The following is a 19,701-nucleotide window of genomic DNA, read 5'->3' as shown; positions in this document are numbered from 1 at the left end:
GGAAATTATCCTGAACTAACTTGGAAATTGTCACTTGCCACATGTGAGGATTGCAATATAGAACAATTTGTTTTCAATTGCAACACTTTGGTTACAAATTGGTTACAATTTTTTCAAATTATTTTTTGAATTTTTCCACCGTCTCATTGGAAATAAATTTTCACAAATAAAATCAAATAGTTAAAGAAAACCCTCTATGAAGAACCTCGCCCTCTTTCCCGAATGCCAACCATTCAAACAGTGGCATCTTGCTGCCACTTCGTTACATTCTATCTATGTTGAGCAGTGCGGGAATCCAGAAGGGGTTCCCGTGATTTTTTTGCACGGTGGCCCGGGCAGCGGCTGCAATCCTGCACAACGGCGCTTTTTTGATCCTGCGCATTACCACATCATTCTGTTTGATCAGCGCGGCTGCGGCCGCAGCATGCCGGCGGGAGAAATTCAAGACAACACAACCCAACATCTGGTTGCCGATATTGAACAGATTAGGACCAGGCTAAATATTTCACGCTGGCATGTCTTCGGCGGATCATGGGGCAGCACCCTGGCGCTGGCTTATGCCAATCAACATCCGAATCAGGTGATCAGCCTGACCTTGCGTGGCATCTTTCTAAGCAGACCACATGAAATTAACTGGTTTCTGGGACAGGTTGCATTGTTCTTTCCTGAAGCATGGCAGACATTGCTAGCCCCAGTCCCAGAAGCGCAGTGCAGCCAGGTACTGGAGTACTATGCAACCCAGGTGTTCGATCCTGACCCCGTCGTCAGTATTCCGGCGGCAATTCATTGGAATGCGTTTGAATCCAGCATCATGAGCCTGCTGCCCAAGGCAGACAGCAGCGCGCCGGATGGCCAGGTGGAGCTCGCCCGCGCAAGGGTACAAATTCACTACATCCGGCATCTCTGCTTTGTGGATGGTGAGCAGATGCTCTCCGATGCGGGCAAGCAACTGACACACATTCCAACGACAATTGTTCAGGGCCGTTATGACATGGTGTGCCCACCGCAAACGGCTTGGGCACTGAGCCAAGTTCTGCCTCACGCCAAGTTTGTGATGGTGCCGGATGCTGGTCACTCCGCGATGGAGGCAGGTACCTGCCTTGCCCTGCTGAACGCCACAGAACAATATAAGCATTTATGAGACGCAGACTGAGCCACTAAACGCAATATGATGCCATCCGTATTATGGTCAACCTTGCAGCAGCAATGGCAAGGCTTGAAACAGCAGCTCTCGGCTTATACCTATTGCACGCCACTATTTGTGGTGCAGACCACCTGGCATGGTGTGATTCGCCACCGCCTGATGGCGCTGGCGGCAGCGTTGTCGTTTTATGCCCTGTTTGCGCTGATCCCGCTGATTGTGCTGATTTTCTTTTTACTCAGCCACTTGGTGTACTCATCGGATTATGCGATCGTGAAGCTGGCCATCCTGACCAGCAATCTGCTCCCGGAATTTAGCCAGCGCATCATGGTAGAGGTGTATCACAACACTCAAACCGAAGCCGCCTGGGGTGCCGTCGGCTTCTTTATTCTGTTATGGACCATCACCCCTCTGGCTGCGCATATGCGCTCCAGCTTTTATCTGATTGCCAGCCGCCAGGATGTCCCCTCATTCTGGCATAAGAAGCTGCGGGACATCATGGCAGTGCTGGGCGTGTTGCTGGTGTTCTTCCTGTTTACCGCAGCGGGCTTTGTGCTGGAATCAGTAATTGTCTTTTTGGCGCAGCACCTGCCAACGGCGATGATCAGCGTAGTCGGCTGGCTGGCTTCACTCTTGTTGACCACCTTGCTGATCGCCGGCTTTTATCATAGTTTTTGTCCTCTCCCCATCCAGTGGCGTCATTTGCTCATCTCAGCCTTGCTGACGGCGACGGTGTGGATGCTGATGCGCCCTGCCTTCGGGTTATTTTTAACGGTGAATAAAAATTTTGGCGCCGTGTTTGGCAGCATGAAAGCCATGTTTGTCTCGATCAGCTGGTTATATCTCAACTTTGCCGTCTTTTTGGCGGGCATAGAATTGATGGTCTCGCTGAAACAAAAAGAAGTATTGCTACTGAAAGGTCTGTTTGATGATGTGCCCAATCAGCAGCATTACCTGCAAGCGCTGACACAGATCTTTGGACAGTCCTATAGCAAAGGCGACCACATCATCCGTCAAGGCGCATTGAGTACCTACTATTACATGGTGGTCGAGGGCATTTTGCATATGACACAGCACACTAATGGGCAGGAAAGCACCGTGCGCATTTTGCAGTCTGGCGATTTCTTTGGTGACCTGGCCTTGTTTTCTCAACAAGCGGCAACCGCCAGTGTGGTGGTAGTCTCCGAGAGCGCATCCGTCATCCGCATAGAAAGCGACTACATGCACAGCTTGCTGGAACAAGCCCCTGAAATTGCCGTTAGACTGCTCAAACAGCGCTCAGACCACCCCCGCCCCCACTAACCCACCTGCCTTTTTGGCACCCAATCCCCTTTTAGACAATCACCATTTGCGGGAGATCAACACACGCAATCATTGCGAAATTGTAATATCTGTTACAAAATTGTAACTATATTGGGAATTTTTCATGATGGCTATTCCACTCGCACAAGAGATCAATGCATTAATACAGCAACTGAATCGCGGCCAATTCGAGGCAGTCATTCAACGTGCTCGCCATTTAGTGGCGCAACATCCTCGCGAATTTATCTTGCATCATTTGCTGGCGCTAGCATTCGATCAACAGCAAGCGTACCCGCAAGCGGCTGAGGCTTACCAACATGCTTTAAACCTAAACCCGAAAGTCCCTGAGCTTTGGTTCAACTATGCGATTGTTAAAACACATCTGAATGACCTGGTTGCCGCGGAGCAAGCTTATGCCAAAGCGATTGCCTTGAATCCACAATTTTTTGAAGCCCATGGCAATCTGGGCACGATATTGCAAAAGCAAGGCCGGCTGGACGAAGCGGTCGCCAGTTATCAGCGCGGCTTGCGCATCCAGCCGCAAGATGCACGCGGTCATTTTAATCTGGGTACCGTGTTGCGCGATCAAGGCGACTTGCAAGCCGCCGTACAAAGCTATGAGCGTGCCATCGATTTGTTCCCAAATTACACCGATGCCTATAACAATCTGGGGGAAACCTGGCGCGATCAGGGCGATATGACACGGGCGGTCAACTGCTATCAGCAAGCCTTGCAGCGCAATCCCCAACATGCTGCAGCCAATTACAACATGGGCGAGTTTCTATATTTGGCCAAGCGCTTCGAAGAAGCGATCCCTTACTTTGAGACATCGCAACTGGAAGACTGGCAAGCGAGAGTCTTGTATTGTTTATATCGCGCCGAACAATTTGAGGTTTTTAAACAACGTCGCGATGCAATGCTTGCGCAAGGCCCGCACACGGCACCGTTTATTGCCACCCTCTCTACGCACTACAGCATCAATCATGGCGAGCCGGACCCTTACCAGTTTTGCCCCGATGGCTTCTCGTTTGTCTATCACCGCAGCCTGCCTGAGCTGGCCCCTGGCAGCCCCTTGCTCACACAGTTATTGAACGATATCGCGCAAGCAGATATTGCTGAACGCAAACAAGCGCGGCTCACTCACGGCAAACAGTCTGCTGGCAACTTATTCAAACGTGCGGAAGCTTCGTTCCGGGCACTGGGCGAAATCGTCAAGCGAGAGTTTCGCTCATACCACGAACACTATAAACATGCGGACTGTGCCTTAATTACGCATTTTCCATCAGCACTGGAGTTCACCAGCTCATGGTATGTCAAGATGCAAACAGGCGGGCATCTGGATGCGCATATCCATGAAATCGGCTGGATCAGCGGCGCGGTTTACCTGGCCATGCCGGAGACTGAGGATGAAAAGGAAGGCGCCTTTGAATATGGCACGCATGGCGACCAATACCCGCAATTGCATGACCGGTTTCCGACACGTTATATCAAGCCGGCGATTGGAGATATTGTGCTGTTTCCCTCTTCGCTCTTTCATAGAACGATCCCGTTTCAGGCAGACGCAGAACGCATTTGCATTGCCTTTGATTTAAAACCCGTGACGCCAACCGGCTTCACACATAGTGACTATTAATCTCCTGCAGGTTCACAAGCCAGAAAAAATCCTTTAGTTTGATGAATTTATCAAACCGATACAGAATTTATCAATTTTGCTGATTATAGATAGGTGGCCGCAAGGTATGATAGGCATTGCATCAGACGGTAAGCTGGCCGTGGCAATGCCTTAAAACTGGCCCGCAACCCATTGTAATCTAAACCGTTCGATCAGATCCCTCACCCTTTTGGAGTCAGATCAAGATGATTTCAGCGCGCCAGTCTTGTTTTTTTCCACGCTTGCTGCTTCTCCTGCTTTACCCCTGCTTTATCCAGCAAGCACATGCCAGCGTGGACGAGGCACGTACCTCAAAAAGTGAGTTACTCTACAATCTGGCCCTGTTGAGTCAGACGCCTTATCGCCCACGCCAGGAGATTTACACGGTATGTGCGTTTGAGGAAGACATTGGTCATCTCAAGGCCACCTCGCTGGAATCGCAAAAATTACAACAATCTCCGATTTTTTTAGTGACGCTGAAAACACAAGCCGATGTGAAACGCTGTAATTTGCTATATATTCAAGATGTCGTCTCACAAAAGCCGTTAGAATTGCAGCAGATTATTCAAAAAGAGTCCGTGCTCACGGTTGTCCATCAGGGCAACAAGTTTGCCGAGTTTGGCCATGTAGAAATCAGCGAGCTAGACAAACGCTATCAGTTCATGCTGCGTTTGGGCGCGGCCAAACAGGCCGGCATCGTGTTCGACTCCCGCTTGATGAAACTGGCAACTAACCTTATTCAGTGATTTTGTATGCTAAAACTGCTGCCTCACCTCAAGATTGCCCATAAACTGCTGCTCACCGAGCTGGTGATGACACTGAGTATGTTTCTGGTGTTTATCGTGTTTGCATTTGGCAGCCATTATCACAATCTGCGCACCCACATGATCCGTGACATTCTGGTGCAAACCCAGGTCGTGGCCACCTCGATTGGACCCGCGGTCATGTTTGGGGAGGTCAACTCACTGACCAAAACACTGGAACCGCTGACGGATAATCAGAATATCCGCAGCATCACGATTTTTAACCAGCAGCAACAAGCAATCCAGCAACTCTATCCGCAGCATCCACAATCCACCGCCGTCTGGCAATGGCTCTACCCTTTTTTCAAGGATCTGGAAGTCGAGACGCCTATCGTGGTGAATGAAAAAACGGTGGGCACCTTGCAAGCAACCATCAAGCAGGCGCAAATTGTCGATGTGCTGATTGGATTTGCCTGGTCTAACGCCATTGCGGTCCTGGCAGCCGCGCTGGTCGGCTGTCTGATTATCTGGCGACTTAACCGCAATATCGTTAACCCGATTCACGCCTTACAAAGCTTTGTCAGCAATATCACTCGCAATCATCACTATGACCAACGCATCAGCATCCGTAGTCAGGATGAAATCGGCATGCTAGGCCATGACATCAACAATATGCTGGAAAGCATCCGGCAGCGTGATGCTCAGTTACAAACCGAACTGGAACATCGCAAAGTCATTGAAGAAAAATTGCAGTTCCTGGCGCACTACGACAAAAATACCCAATTACTGAACCGTCACGCGTTTGAAGAAGCGATTACGCGTAGAATCACCGCTTCGTCCAATGGCCCAGCCAATGTGTACCTGCTGTTGTTAGACTTGGACCGTTTTAAAATCGTCAATGATTCGTTTGGCCATAACACCGGGGACAAGTTGTTGCTGCAAGTGGCGCACCGCCTGCGCGGCAACCTGGCACAAAAGGATGCGATTTTCCGCCTGGGTGGCGATGAGTTTGCCATTCTGCTGGATGCCGCAGGCCGACAAACAATCGAGCAAGTCTGCAAACGGATTATCCAGACGATTTCTGCCCAATTTATCGTCGATGACCATGAAATTAATATTGGGGTCAGCATCGGCATTGCGCAATTGAGAGCCGGATTTGACTCTAAAACCGAAGTGATGAAAAACGCGGATGTGGCGCTGTATCAAGCCAAGGACGCGGGTCGCAACACCTATCGCTTTTACAGTGAAATGGATGAAGCCAATACCTCCGAGCTACGTAACCTGCGTGAGGCGTTGCACTTCGCGCTGCAAAATCAGGAGCTGGAGCTCTATTATCAGCCCATCATCCATACACAGCTATTGAAAACCATCGGCTTTGAGGCCTTGCTCAGATGGCGTCATCCAACCAGAGGTTTACTCAGCCCTGACCAGTTTATCCATCTGGCGGAAGGCTCGGGCCTGATTATCAGTATCGGTGCCTGGGTGATTCACCAGTCACTCAAGCAACTGGCCATGTGGCAAGAGATGTTTGACCAGGATCTGTTCATGAATGTGAATATTTCTTCGCGCCAGATTGATGACGATAGCCTGTCAGACACTATCCGTCATGCACTAGATTTTTACCACATTTCGCCACGTACCCTGAACCTGGAAATTACCGAATCCATGGTCATGCGTAATATTGATTCTGCCAAACAAATCCTTTACTCACTGAAGCAGTTAGGCATAGGCATTGCGATTGATGATTTTGGCATTGGCCACTCGTCAATGAACTACCTGAAACAATTGCCGGTAGACATTTTAAAAATTGACAAGCAATTTACGGCGGGCATTCCGCATGACAAAGTCGATATCGCGATTGTCGACGCGTTGGTTGCGTTAGCGGTCAGCCTCAATTTAAAAGTGGTGGCAGAGGGCGTGGAAAGCGCAATCCAGTTTGAATACCTGCAGTACAAACTCTGCCATCATGTGCAAGGTTACTTGTTCAGTGCGGCCTTATCTGCGAGCCAAACCACCACGTTTATGGCAGACTTCCCGGAAAGCATTCCGGCAGTGTTCAGAAAAATTGCGAGTGCAGAAAATTAATGCCGTTGATCACGACGCATGAGTGTAGTGATCAAGCTTAAAAAAATCAAAAAAGTCGTTTTAGGGGGATCCATGTTACGTTTGAAATCTACCAGTTTCTGGCTGGGGCTGGCTTTGGTCAGCACCCATCAAGTCACTGAGGCAGCAGGCTTTGCCTTATCCGAACAAAGTGGCAGCGGGCTTGGGAATGCCTTTGCCGGAGCGGCTGCCGTGGCAGAGGATGCCAGTACGATTTTCTTCAACCCGGCTGGGATGACTTACCTGGAGGGGCGTCAGATCGTGGGTGCAGTCAACCTGATTAATGTCAGGGGAAATTTTGATAATCAAGGTAGTCAAGCAGCCAGAAATCCATCTCTAAATGGAGAAGGCGGTAATTTGGGCAGTTTTGCGGCGATTCCCAATCTTTATTACAAGCAGGACATAAACGATCAACTCAAAATCGGCCTCGGTATTGGCAGCCCATTTGGACTCAAAACCGAGTACGACAACAACTGGATTGGCCGCTTTCAAGCCATTAAATCCGAGCTTAAAACCGTCAACATCAACCCATCACTGGCCTGGAAACTCAATGACCAGTGGTCATTGGGATTTGGCGTGTCTGCCATGTGGGCACAGGCAGAGCTGACCAGTGCAGTGAATTTAGGGGCCGCAGAATCATCGATTAAAACCAAGGGAGACGACTGGGGATTTGGCTACAACCTGGGCGCCATTTATCAAGTCACGCCCGATACCCGGCTAGGCTTGGCTTTTCGTTCAAAAGTCGACCAGCACTTGAAGGGGGAAGCGCGCTCCCCTTTCACGTTGGCCAATGCGAGTCCATCGAGCACATTGAATACCAACATTACAGCAGATTTATCCTTGCCTGAAACGCTTTCGCTCAGTAGTTTCAGCCGACTGGACGACCGCTGGGAGCTACTGACAGACATCACCTGGACACGCTGGAGCCGGTTCAAAGCCTTGAGCATCATGCGCGATAATGGCTCGAATACTGCTATTGGGACCACGCAGGAACACTGGAACAATACCTTACGTTATTCGGTCGGGCTCAATTATCATTACTCAGACACACTCAAACTCAAAACCGGCATTGCTTACGATCAAGAAGCCATAGACAAGCAACATAGAACCCCCCGCATTCCTGGCAATGACCGTATCTGGCTGTCTTTGGGCGCGAGCTGGCAATACAGTCATGAAACAAAACTGGATGTTGGCTATGCACATTTGTTTATCCAAGAGGCCAGTATCTATGACGACCAGCGGGCGCTTACGCCAAGCAGGGGGCTGGTGGCCGGTCAATACAATGGCAGTGCTGATATCCTCAGCCTGCAGTTTAACCACCAATTCTAAGGCTTAAGGGCGCTGCGCGCGCACCGCTCAACCGAGCTCCCACATTTGTGACAAGTCAATTATGACGGGCGTAAGCTTCATGTAAGCCGCATGTCATCTAATCTTCATTTGCCAGCACGAGAATGCGTTGTCTTGTGACAACCCGCAATATCGCATAAAACATTGAGATTAAGATGACCATCAGACATTTTTTTAAACTGGCATTACTTCCAGTCGCAATCGGTCAGGCCCTGACCGCCCAGGCAGAAACGCCTACAACGTCCGCCAACCAAAACGATCAGGCACCAAGCTCGTTCATGACACGTTTCATGAACGATGACAACCCGTTGCGTCTGGACTTCAACGTCGGAGACCATCCATCGAACGTACAAGTGTATGGCATCATCGATATTGCGCGCACCAGTGTTAACCACTCGTTGCCTGAAAACTACGAATTACCTAACAACTTCTATCCTTACAATGGTGCAAAAATCACACCGAGAACCACCTCAAGAACCGAGTGGGTCAATGGTGGTTTGCAAGCCTCCCGTCTGGGCATCAAGGGCGAAGTCGGCAAACTACAAATGTGGGATCGTGACTTTAAATTCATGTACCAGTTTGAAGCTGGCTTCAACCCGCTTGATATGAAGTTGCACGATGCGGCACAGACGCTGGCAGACAACTCCGGGACCAACGCCAACTCCAGCGTCAGCGCGGACTCCTCCATGAACGGTGAGTTATTTGCGCGTCAGGCCTGGGTAGGGATTGATGGCGGCAAGCTGGGGCGTGTGTCATACGGTACCCAGTACAACCCATTTTTTGAAATCACCAACCCTTATGACCCGAACAGCAAGGCAGATACCTTCTCGCCTTTGGGTGAGAGCGGCACGATTGGCGGCGGTGGCGGCATCTCCGAAAACTCCCGCATGAAAAACACGGTGAAGTATGGCAATACTTACGATGTTGAAGGGCTAGGTAAGGTCAACTACGCCGGCATGTATCAGTTTGGCAATACCGCAGGCACCTCCGAGGGTTATGGCTACACCGGTCAACTGGGCTTTGAAAATAGCGTATTTGGCGTTCAGTTTGCCTTTAACGGCTTTAACAATGCCGTCAAGGCAGGCTCTGCTGCCGCTGGCAATCCAGCCGCCAACGACACCATTACTGCGTCCCTGTATAACACGGAAGCCACTTTAATCGCGTTGAAGTGGACGCCGAACAAGGAAATCAAATTCACAGGCGGCTGGGAATGGTACCGTTTGAAGCCTTCATCAGACCGGACCATCAAATACAGCAAACTGTTTGACCAGACCGTATTTGGCGGCGTCGCCACCTCTGCATTACAACCGGGTTACAAACAAGATAACAATGTCTACTACATTGGTGCCAGCTACGACTTTTCGCAGCGCATTCCAGCCCTGGCAGGTCTGACAGCTTCCGTCGGCTACTATGCAACCCGGTTTGATGCGATTGATGGCCCAACAGTCTCTACCAACTCACAAGGTAAAATTGACACGTGGACTTCAGTGATTGACTATAAGATCAACAAGCGGGTTGATACCTATGTTGCTTACACCAATAACCACTTTTCAGGGGACAAGTTCCCGCGTTCGACCTGGTATCAGGATGTGAAGGCGGTAGGTGCCGGGGTACGTTTCCGGTTCTAAGTTCGCTGCCTGTTCATAAAAAGGCCCAAGTCGTGCTTGGGCCTTTTTTCATATGTGTGAACTAACCCTGCAGCAGCGCAGCTTCTTGCCGCGATTGTTGCACCAGCATTTGCTCAAAGGCCTCAGCAGGCACAGGCGGGGAATAGAAAAATCCCTGGGCAAAATCACAATGGATATCCATCAGCAAATCACGCTGCAGTGCGGTCTCCACCCCTTCAGCGATCACTTTCAGGCCTAGCTTATGCGCCATGACAATGATGGCCTCACACAAGACATAACTTTCATTGCCCGCATTCAGGTTACGGGTAAAGGACTGGTCAATTTTCAAATAATCAATATCAAATTTACTGAGGTAAGAAAGCGAAGAATAGCCAGTTCCAAAATCATCGATCGCAACTTGAATCCCCAAGTCGCGATAGTACAATAAGCGCTGCTCGACGACCGGGTCGGGATTCAGTAACAAGCCTTCGGTAATTTCAACCACCAGATGCTTGCCTGCCAGTGCGTTATGCTGCAAGATTTTTCCCCAGTCATGATGAAAGCGTTGCGGGTCAACGAATTGCACCGGAGACTTGTTGACGCTAATGGCAAATGCCTCCCCCACCAGCGGCTGCCATTTGGACGCATGCGCGACCGCCCGAGAAAAAATCCAATTACCCATCGCAACAATGTCCCCCGTTTCTTCGGCCACGGGAATAAAGAGCGCCGGACTGATCAGTCCGCGTTCAGGATGCTGCCAGCGCATCAGCGCTTCGGCTTTGACGATCTTGCCCGTGTTCAAACTGACAATCGGCTGGTAGTAATCGCGCAACTCATCCTTTTCAAGGGCCGCCTTCAGGTCCCGTGCCAACATCACGCGTTGCGACATGGCCTCTTTAATCGCTAGCGAGAAAAAACGCAGGTTATTACGGCCCCGACTTTTTGCCTCATACATGGCCTGATCCGCATGCTGTATCATTTCTTCAGCATTAACGGCATCCTCGGGATACTGGCTGATGCCAATACTGACCGTGACATAGACGCGCTCCCCGCCAAGAATGGTGGCTTTAGAGATCTCCTGCATCAACTGTTGGCCGAATGCTTGCAAATCGGCACAGGCAGCCTCTGGTGCAATAATGGCAAACTCATCCCCGCCCAGCCTGGCCACCTCCATATGATCATACAAGCATTGGCGTATCCGTTGGCCGATCTCAATCAACAACTCATCCCCATGCCGGTGACCGAGCGTATCATTGACCTCTTTAAAGCGGTCTAAGTCGAGCAACAACAGGCTGAGTTTTTGCTGTTGGGTCGCCGCCTCGGCAATCGCCTCTTTGAGGTGGCGATTGAAATAATGGCGGTTAGGTAATTGGGTCAGGCTATCATAATTGGCCTGTTGCCAAATCGCAGCATCGGCCTGCTTTTTATCCGTGATATCAATATGCGTACCGCGCATCATCCACGGCTGCCCGTCGGCTGTACGCGAAATCAGCCGCCCCCGATCTGCGATCCACAACCAGCGCCCGTCTTTATGTTGCATGCGGATATCGCACTCATAAAAGGCAATCTCGCCTTTGAGGTGCTGTTCAACCAAGGCCATGGCCATTTTCCAGTCATCCGGATGCGTCAGACGTTTTGGCGCCTCTACGCCTAAAGGCTGGATCTCTTCGAGTTGATATCCCAAAATTTCTGCCCAGCGATGATTAAACTGGCACACTCCGGTTTGTACATTCCACTCCCAGGTGCCCGCACGCGTCGCATCAATGATTTCAGTCAGACGCAATCGCTCCAGCTCCAGCTCGGCACGCTTGCTTTCAATTTCAGCGGTTTTTCTTTTCACCGCGAGTCTTAGCATAAACACCAGCAATACCAAACTCACGGCAACGATGAATGCCACAGCCAACATCCATAACGCTTGCCCTTCATAGAGGTCTTGCTGCAAGGGACGGCCCTTCCATCGTGCCTCAATCGCAGCCATTTCAGCCGGGGTGATGGCCGCCATGCCTTTTTCAATCAAGGCCAGAATGGGCTCATTGCCCTTTTTCACCGCCCGGTGAAACTCGCCGTGATAAAGGGTAAAAGCACGCAGTACTTTTTGATCCGCCTTTGCGCGATACAGATAATAGCTAGCCGGATAATCATCCATACACAGGATCTTGATTTCGCCCTTGAGCGTGGCGGTGATCATCTCTTCATAATTGTTATATAGCCGAAACGATTGAACCCCGGCTTGCTTCAGGTGAAAAATACAGCCATCGCCTTTTTGCACACCGACGGTAAAGCCACTCAGATGGTTGGAAGATGCCAGGCCACCTATGCTTTTATGCGCATAAATGCCCACCGGGAGCGTGGCATAAGGGGTACTGAAACTGAAGCGCTGTTCACGTTCTGGATCCTGATAAATCATCTCGATCACATCAGCATGCCCGCTCAACAATTGCTGTAGCGCCTGCTCCCAGACCATGGCAAGCAGGGTCACCTTAACCCCGGTTTTTTGCTCCCACAACTTCCAGGTATCCACCACAATGCCCACCGTATTGCCATTTGCGTCCTTAAACAAATAGGGCGGGTAATTATCATCACTGGTAACAGTAATGGTCTGTTCTGCACATCCGATACCGGGCTGCATCAAGCCCATGAAGCACAGCATGCAACCAGCAAGTATCGATACCTTTCGCATGGCGAAATACCGTAGAGATCTCTTTGCACCCTGATGAATCACGTTGACGCCACCCCCGCGGCACCATAGAGATGGTCACCTTATAGATTGATAACAATTCTATGTCGAACAATTATTTATCTTGAGAAATATGATGCATATCGCACATTGATAAAGATACATGAAAATAGCAAAGGCCTCTATCAGAAAACGCAAATCTATTTGCGTTCTGCTGAGAGAGGCCAGTGAATACTGCTTTCGCAGAGTCTATGAGCGACTTATGAGGTCTGGTGTAAACTAAGCATCTGGTGCGCCAGCCTTGATCTTGGCGATCCAGTCTTCCACCTGAATGAAGCCTGCTTGTTGTGCTTTTTGTGCATCGGCTTCAGAGATCACGTCTTGCACAAACTCCAACCGTTTCCATTCAGCCAACGGGGTTTCGCATTGTGCAGAGGGGACGTAGCGCGAGGCACTCTCCCGCTGATAGCGGTGAATATAGCGTGGACAGTTTTGCCAGAGCTCAGACAAACTTACCTTGACAACAAACTCAGCCTCTTTGTAATGCGCCAACAAAGCTGGATCGGTTGAGACCTCACTGACGCCCTGCAAGCGGATACGATGCGGGCGCTCAAATGAAATAAACAGCAGCCCTACCTCGCCGTTACCCACCATATTGCCTACCGACAGCTGCATACCGTTGCCATTGTAGATCGGGAACATCAGCGTCTGGCTGTCCAGCACGCGGACAAATCCAGGAAAACCACCTTTGTAAGACACCGTAGGTCTGCCATTATGGTCCACCGTAGACAGGAAAAACATATCCAGTGACTCAATAAAGCCCTTGGCATCCTCATCAATTTCCGTTTTACAGGCAATTTCCTCAATACGGTCAGCCAGTTTTCTGGTGCCCTGCGCATCTTGCACCTGTCGATGTATCTCTCCGAATAAGCGACTCATAACTCCCCCAATTGGTTAAACGTAGGTTTGCAGCAATCAATCCATTGACTGCAGCTATCTTAGCTTGTTTGGCGCATCATACTTGATTTAAACGGCACTATGTATGGTCTGAACAGTGGTTTCAACGAAAGGGGAACGATGTCTACAGGCACCAAACCGGCAAGCATCGCAGATGGGAAAAGACAGGCGCGCTCAATCTGGTGATGCCGAATGCTGTTTCACCGCAGAGCCACAAACATCAAAAAGCCCCAGTGATTGAGGGGCTTTTTGATGCGTTTTTGATGATGTTAGGACTTGAAAAACTGGATAGGAAAACTGCGCTTCTGATCATCCACACAGATTCCATCACCAATCACGTAGACGCTACCCAGCAAGCCATCGCCCTCAATATTGATTTTAAAGTCACAATTAAGCACGGCTTTTTGGTTAGCAATTAAAAAGCTTTTGCCTGAATAGGCACGACGAACCACCGCATCAGAGGCACTTTGTGCATCCACCGTACGGATCACCGGGGCCACCGTACTGGTGGCGGTCCACTTGCCAGCAAGCTTGCCATAAGGTGAGTCGTCGAAGTCGATATCGCCATCGTTACTAATATCATTAATCATGATACTTCCCGTATAGACCGCCCCATCCGTACCGATCAATTGCGCTTTATTTTTATAGACGCCCAGCTTTACCATGTTTACAGAACAGCCCGCCAACAGCAATATCGCTGTCAGCAATACACCCATTTTTTTCATTCACCGGACTCCCTTAGCCAGTTATTTATTCAATGCACACCCTCATGCGCAGCCTTACCGGTTAACACCGTTATGATTAGTCTAACAGTCCTTCACTTATTTTTGATGACAGGTGCTTTCCGTTGTAGGCATAAGTTTGACGCCTCCGCGAACACGCATTATCCATCATAGTCTAACTTAACGCATACTCACAGTGTTATATAAAAAACTGTATAAAAGCCTTTATATTTTGCATTTCACGCCGTTATAGTCACATACAATTTACAGATAAATTATCCAAAAACCATTGGGGGTTGAATCATGGCTTGCCGCAGAGTGAAAGGGCTATGTTCGGTCGTCCATATTCTTGGTCGCCTGTGTCTGATGCTAGGCATAGGTTTTAGCGGAGCAATGCTACAGGCAGAAGAAATTTTGCCAGGCGAGTTCCCACCATCAAATGCATTGGCACTCACCACACAAGAGCGTGATTGGCTGCAGCAGCACCCACGCCTCAAGGTCGCAGTGAAAAGTGGCTGGATGCCCGTAGAGTTTCAGCTGGAAAATCACAACCATGCCGGTGTCTCCATCCAGTATCTGGAGCAGATCAGCCAGCTCACCGGTTTAACATTTGTTATTGTCAACGATCATGACAACCTCACCCCGGCTGACGCGCCGCTCATGACAGGGATACGTGGTCAAAATCCGCCAGCCGGCTTTCAATTGCTCAAACAACCCTATCTGGTCACAGTCAATGCCATTTATATGGCCGCTAATCACCCTCTGGCACATCATGAAATCAGCCTGCGTGATCTCACAGACAAAACGGTTGCCGTATTCAAGGGCGGCCCCGTCGCACAAAAACTTAAAAATGAATTCCCCACGATCAAAATCAAACTGATTGATATCGCGGATGAGGCGTTTGATGATTTGGAGTCGGGCTATGTCGATGCCTACGTTGGCAATGAGCTGGTCCTGGACTACCACATCGACTTGCATAAAATCCAGAACATCAAGAAAGTAGGCATCACCGCTATCACCAGTGACGTCTGGATGGGGGTAGACGCAAATCTGCCAACGTTGGTCAGCATACTCAATAAAGCGATACAACAGATTGGCACCAATCCGCCCGAGATTATGAATACCTGGAAAGCCTCGCCTGCGCCAGAGCGGACACAATACCTGATTGCGGTCCCGGGAGTGCTTGCCTTGCTTTTGTTTCTGCAACTGCTAAAAGTCTACCGCAGCAGCAAAAAACAGGCGGTGGCCGCACAGCAGGAGATTTGGTTCCAGGCTAATCACGACTTTCTCACCAAGCTCCCTAACCGCTTTCAGTTAAAAAATGAAATTGAGCAGGCCATGCAACAGGCCCGCGAATCCAAGCAGTCCCTAGGGGTCATCATTATTGATCTCGATAACTTTAAGCAGATTAACGATACGGCTGGGCATGCTTTTGGCGACGAAGTGCTGATCCAGGTCGCCGCACGCATACAATGCATGATACAACCGCCCAGCCTCACCGCCCGCTTTGGCGGAGATGAGTTTTTGATGATGCTGCCAGGCATTGATCAAGCAGGTCTACAGGCTCTGTGTGAAAAACTATTGCAAGTAATGTCGCCACTCTTCGAGGTTCAGTCCAAAACAGTAAGCGTGTCTATGAGTATAGGGGCGGCGCTTTTTCCCGACCATGGTCAAGATGCCGACGAGCTGATTATGTTTGCCGACCAGGCGCTGTATCAGGCCAAGAAGTCAGGAAAACATCAATGTGTGCTGTTCAATCAGGCCATTTATGAAGAGTTTGCACGCAAAATGCAACTGATCGAGGCGCTTAAAGAGGCAATTCCCCAACAGCAACTGTCACTGCATTATCAGCCCATCTTTCGCTTGAGTAATCTGCACTGTGAAAAACTGGAGGCCTTGTTACGCTGGCAACACCCGCAACTGGGCATGATCCCGCCAGACGTGTTTATCCCCATTGCAGAAGAACATAATTTTATTATTGCGCTTGGCGAATGGGTGTTTGCACAAATCATTCAAGACCTGCAACAGATCCAGCAACAGTTTGGCAAGGTAGAAATCTGCATTAATATTTCGTCCCTGCAATTTGCACACCCTGCCAGCCTGGAGCAATTTCTCGTCACCCTCAAAGCACAACATATTCCCGGAGAACAGTTCTGTTTTGAAATCACCGAACGGCTATTGCTGGACTCCTCAGTCAATACAATGGCGATGCTCAGCAATCTGCACCATGCAGGGATTAAACTGGCGATTGACGACTTTGGGACGGGCTATTCCTCGCTCGCCTATCTGCATAAATTCATGATTGATTATGTCAAAATTGACAAATCCTTCATCAGCAGCCTGACAGAAAATGAAAAAAATCAGGCCTTATGCAAAACGATGATTTATATGGGCAATCAGCTCAATATCAAACTGATTGCCGAGGGCGTAGAAACACAGGATCAAGAAACCCTGCTCAAGCAGATGGGCTGTCACTACTCACAAGGTTACTTAAGAGCAAAACCGCATCCACTGATTGCTGAAAAAGAATCGCTCATTCAGCAGGATTGAATCGCATCAGATCGTTAGACCACCCTTACTGAAGGGCACTGAGCCGATCAATCTCGAGGTTGTTTTCTATGGTATGACATTGCAACACTTCAGCATCGCCCTTCACCAGCGTCAGCTTCTCTACCGTATTGATATTGCTGGCAAACTTGCCATCCAGTTCGCCACATTTTTTTGTACGATGGCTAGCAAAATTCAAATACTCTTTTTTTCTGCCCTCAAGCTGAACGGCAGGTACCGCGCTATCGTTCATATAGGCCGCATAGGCACTTCTGAGCCTGAGTTCGGATACACTCCAGATATTAAAAACAATCATCTTTTTGGAGTTGTCTTTTTGTAAACTCTCTTCACTTGTTGCTGCAGGCACCGGATTCGCTGCCACATGTGCATGGGGTGCTACAACTGTCGTTGAGGCTGGCTGCTCGGTGGCTGGCTCAGGTGATGCATTTTTTTTGTGAGCAAGGGTATTCGTTTTTTTGCCCGCTTTTTTCACAGGCATCCCCTCTGGCTCAGGGGCTGGCGTCGTCTCAGACACAGCCTGTGTCAGCTCGCTGGTTACTTGTGCGCTCACCTCGGGGGCAGCCACGGCAGAGACCTGATTTTGAATACGCAGGGTTGCTGCACTGCCCTCTTCGCGCTCCTCTCCCTTGATAATCAGGCCAAGCAAGATGACGATCAGCACACCTATCAATAGCACATTGATTTTACCAATCTGGATTTCGCCACGCTGAGTAGGCGCAAAATGATATGAGCAGTAGATCATGGTAGGCAAACCCTTATCCCCAAGGGTTGTGTTTGATGTTGAAGACAATGCATATTTCCACAAATTCGGTCAGGTATAGTTTTACGCCAATAGGATATGCAATCTCTAACAATGCCTTAAAAAGAAATAAATTTCAATCATTGCCATTATGTTTACACCCTTTTTCATACATTCTCACAAATGCGTAGCCAATCAAGGCAGCGCATTTAAGCCATCACACGTTTGACTGCACGAAAATGAACCGGCTGCACAGGCAAATGAGCCGTTGCAAGATAAGTGCGGGCAAGGGGTACCTCTTGCTGCAAGCGCGGCTCTGCAGACGACGCCATCTCTTCCTCGGCTTCCTCACGAAACAAGGCATCTCTCAAATGCGTATCCGCACCATCCTCATTGATCATGGGCGCATTCGTGTAAGTCAACTTGCCATTGAATCCAACGAGTACTTGAGTATCAGCAGGCACGATCGCTGTCGCTTCCACCGCCTTTGCATGCACTTTGACTGACGTTGAATCATCTACCGACAGAATCGTGAAGTACATTCCAATGCACATCACAATTAAGGCCGCAGAGACCGCGCCCATTGTAATGGCAAGTAAAGAGAGTGCGCTTGTAAATGTTCGTGGTGATGTTGTTTTTGGCATATTAACCTCCCCAATCACTGATGACTGTTTTCACACAGCCTCTATGATCCAATAATCAACCACCTGAACGAATACACATCAGGCTGAACCTCTTGTAGGAATTTTCGTACAAGACAGGACAAAACCAGGATCAGTGGTGACCTTGATTTAAAATGAGAAGATTTCAGCCATACAAAGTAAAAAAGCACCTCCGAAGAGATGCTTTTTTTGCATTGAGATCAATATGCGTTTAATCGAATGCAGGGTTTGGTTTACCCCGCTGCACATAACCGAGGTTACGTTCAGTGGTCCTAGTGGTAAATCAAGCCCTCAGTCGCATCATGCCGGGATAGCACCAAGTTGCCTATAGGAGTTTTTCCCGAATTCATTCATCAACAAACAACCCTCCCTATTTGGTGATGGCTAAAACCATACCGCTAGCATCTTTCGTTGCCAGGCAGCGCCAGTTAGTGATGATGCTCATGCTTGTTTTCTTTGCTACCGTCTTCGTGATGATGCTCATGTTCATTTGCATGGCCGTCACTCCCATGATGGTGCTCATGTTCATCCGCATGACCATCTTTGCCATGGTGATGCTCGTGCTCATCCGCATGGCCGTCCTTACCGTGGTGATGCTCATGCTCATCCGCGTGTCCGTCTTTACCATGGTGGTGCTCATGCTCGTCCACGTGCCCATCGCTCCATTTATCCGCAGCAATCACATTCGTTGTAGCTGTCAAATAGAAAAAACCCAGCACTAAAGCCGCAATGACTTGTTTAGGATTACCCATCGTTTACCTTTCAAAAAATCGGACTTTCATTCTAGTAAGCGCGTGATTTTTAATCAAATACTTCATGGATTAATCCGTGTTGCAGCGGTAATGAAGATTCAGTTAGAGGATTATCGGATCGATGCAAGTTAAGCAACTAAGCCCGATGGCTTATGTACGCCAGTGCACGGAGCATTCAACTGTCGTCTGGAATACTTGTATGCACTAGGTACTAAGTGCCTCGATTCATACAAGGAGAAACACATGGCACACACATTACATTTACCACAGGCAAAGAGTCATCGCCTGTTGTCCTGGGGCTTGGCCCCCGCATTTACAGCATTGTTGCTGCTAAGTGGTTGCGCCTCAACACCCAAACCGCCAACTTCTGCTTTGCAAGCCGCGGAGCAAGCCATCGCGAGTGCAGAAAGAGCAAGTGTTGCGGATTATGCTGCAGTCGAACTGAGTACCGCACGCGACAAACTCTCTGCAGCGCACAGCGCAGTACAAGAACAAAAAATGATTCTGGCACAACGCCTTGCCCAACAGGCACGCGCTGACGCTGAGTTGGCCTCCGCCCTAGCCGAAGTGGCAAAAGCCCGTGTGGTTAACGAGCAGATGCAAAAAGGGACTGACACATTAAAAATGGAAATGAAGCGTAAGACAGGAGATCAATAATGAACACACAAATTTTTAACGCTAGAACACTCATATCCACCGCTGTGGCATCCGTCTTGTTGGTGGCATGTAC

15 protein-coding genes are annotated in these 19,701 nt (G+C 49.3%); 9 read left to right on the top strand and 6 right to left on the bottom strand.

Going from position 1 to position 19,701, the window contains the following annotated elements; translation table 11 throughout:
* The first annotated feature begins 196 nt into the window (after positions 1–196).
* From pip to GOC95_RS07470, 7 genes are all read left to right on the top strand, one after another.
* Complete coding sequence (gene pip, locus GOC95_RS07500) at positions 197–1,141, top strand: prolyl aminopeptidase (RefSeq protein ID WP_275356532.1); 945 nt, start codon at positions 197–199, stop codon at positions 1,139–1,141.
* 27 nt (positions 1,142–1,168) lie between these two features.
* A complete protein-coding gene (locus tag GOC95_RS07495) occupies positions 1,169–2,443 on the top strand; it encodes a YhjD/YihY/BrkB family envelope integrity protein (RefSeq protein ID WP_275356531.1) in 1,275 nt (424 codons plus the stop codon).
* 124 nt (positions 2,444–2,567) lie between these two features.
* A complete protein-coding gene (locus GOC95_RS07490) occupies positions 2,568–4,076 on the top strand; it encodes a tetratricopeptide repeat protein (protein ID WP_275356530.1) in 1,509 nt (502 codons plus the stop codon).
* A gap of 224 nt (positions 4,077–4,300) precedes the next feature.
* A complete protein-coding gene (locus tag GOC95_RS07485) occupies positions 4,301–4,840 on the top strand; it encodes a YfiR family protein (protein ID WP_275356529.1) in 540 nt (179 codons plus the stop codon).
* Positions 4,841–4,846: 6 nt separating this feature from the next.
* The gene (locus GOC95_RS07480; protein WP_275356528.1) at positions 4,847–6,922 is read left to right on the top strand and encodes an EAL domain-containing protein; all 2,076 of its coding nucleotides are present in this window, start codon (positions 4,847–4,849) and stop codon (positions 6,920–6,922) included.
* Positions 6,923–6,994: 72 nt separating this feature from the next.
* Positions 6,995–8,269: an outer membrane protein transport protein gene (locus tag GOC95_RS07475; protein ID WP_275356527.1), complete on the top strand. Its 1,275-nt coding sequence runs from the start codon at positions 6,995–6,997 to the stop codon at positions 8,267–8,269.
* Positions 8,270–8,442: 173 nt separating this feature from the next.
* A complete protein-coding gene (locus GOC95_RS07470; protein ID WP_194749153.1) occupies positions 8,443–9,915 on the top strand; it encodes a porin in 1,473 nt (490 codons plus the stop codon).
* Positions 9,916–9,976: 61 nt separating this feature from the next.
* Here GOC95_RS07470 and GOC95_RS07465 read toward each other — a convergent pair whose 3' ends face one another.
* The 3 genes from GOC95_RS07465 to GOC95_RS07455 all read right to left on the bottom strand — a co-directional run bounded on the left by GOC95_RS07465 (position 9,977) and on the right by GOC95_RS07455 (position 14,253).
* Positions 9,977–12,574, bottom strand: coding sequence for an EAL domain-containing protein (locus GOC95_RS07465; protein ID WP_275356526.1), 2,598 nt, complete (start codon positions 12,572–12,574; stop codon positions 9,977–9,979).
* A gap of 276 nt (positions 12,575–12,850) precedes the next feature.
* Positions 12,851–13,510 carry a pyridoxamine 5'-phosphate oxidase family protein gene (locus GOC95_RS07460; protein WP_275356525.1) on the bottom strand — a complete coding sequence of 220 codons (660 nt, stop codon included), beginning with the start codon at positions 13,508–13,510 and terminating at the stop codon, positions 12,851–12,853.
* A 287-nt stretch (positions 13,511–13,797) separates the two neighbouring features.
* Positions 13,798–14,253 (bottom strand): hypothetical protein, encoded by a 456-nt coding sequence (locus GOC95_RS07455; protein WP_275356524.1) that lies wholly within the window; start codon positions 14,251–14,253, stop codon positions 13,798–13,800.
* A gap of 300 nt (positions 14,254–14,553) precedes the next feature.
* Between GOC95_RS07455 and GOC95_RS07450 the strand changes: the two genes are divergently transcribed.
* Entirely contained in the window at positions 14,554–16,800 is a 2,247-nt protein-coding gene (locus tag GOC95_RS07450) for an EAL domain-containing protein (protein WP_275356523.1), read from the top strand.
* A 25-nt stretch (positions 16,801–16,825) separates the two neighbouring features.
* Here GOC95_RS07450 and GOC95_RS07445 read toward each other — a convergent pair whose 3' ends face one another.
* From GOC95_RS07445 to GOC95_RS07435, 3 genes are all read right to left on the bottom strand, one after another.
* Positions 16,826–17,560 (bottom strand): hypothetical protein, encoded by a 735-nt coding sequence (locus GOC95_RS07445; RefSeq protein ID WP_275356522.1) that lies wholly within the window; start codon positions 17,558–17,560, stop codon positions 16,826–16,828.
* Positions 17,561–17,766: 206 nt separating this feature from the next.
* A complete protein-coding gene (locus tag GOC95_RS07440) occupies positions 17,767–18,201 on the bottom strand; it encodes a hypothetical protein (RefSeq protein ID WP_275356521.1) in 435 nt (144 codons plus the stop codon).
* A 446-nt stretch (positions 18,202–18,647) separates the two neighbouring features.
* On the bottom strand, positions 18,648–18,971 hold the full coding sequence (locus GOC95_RS07435) for a hypothetical protein (protein WP_275356520.1): 324 nt from the start codon (positions 18,969–18,971) through the stop codon (positions 18,648–18,650).
* Positions 18,972–19,214: 243 nt separating this feature from the next.
* Here GOC95_RS07435 and GOC95_RS07430 point away from each other — a divergent pair, with 243 nt between their 5' ends.
* Positions 19,215–19,628 carry a DUF4398 domain-containing protein gene (locus tag GOC95_RS07430; protein WP_275356519.1) on the top strand — a complete coding sequence of 138 codons (414 nt, stop codon included), beginning with the start codon at positions 19,215–19,217 and terminating at the stop codon, positions 19,626–19,628.
* Positions 19,629–19,701: the final 73 nt, after the last annotated feature.

This window comes from Methylophilus sp. YYY-1 (genome assembly GCF_029132825.1).
GTDB lineage: Bacteria > Pseudomonadota > Gammaproteobacteria > Burkholderiales > Methylophilaceae > Methylophilus > Methylophilus glucosoxydans.
This window is presented reverse-complemented; position numbering and strand designations above follow the sequence as displayed.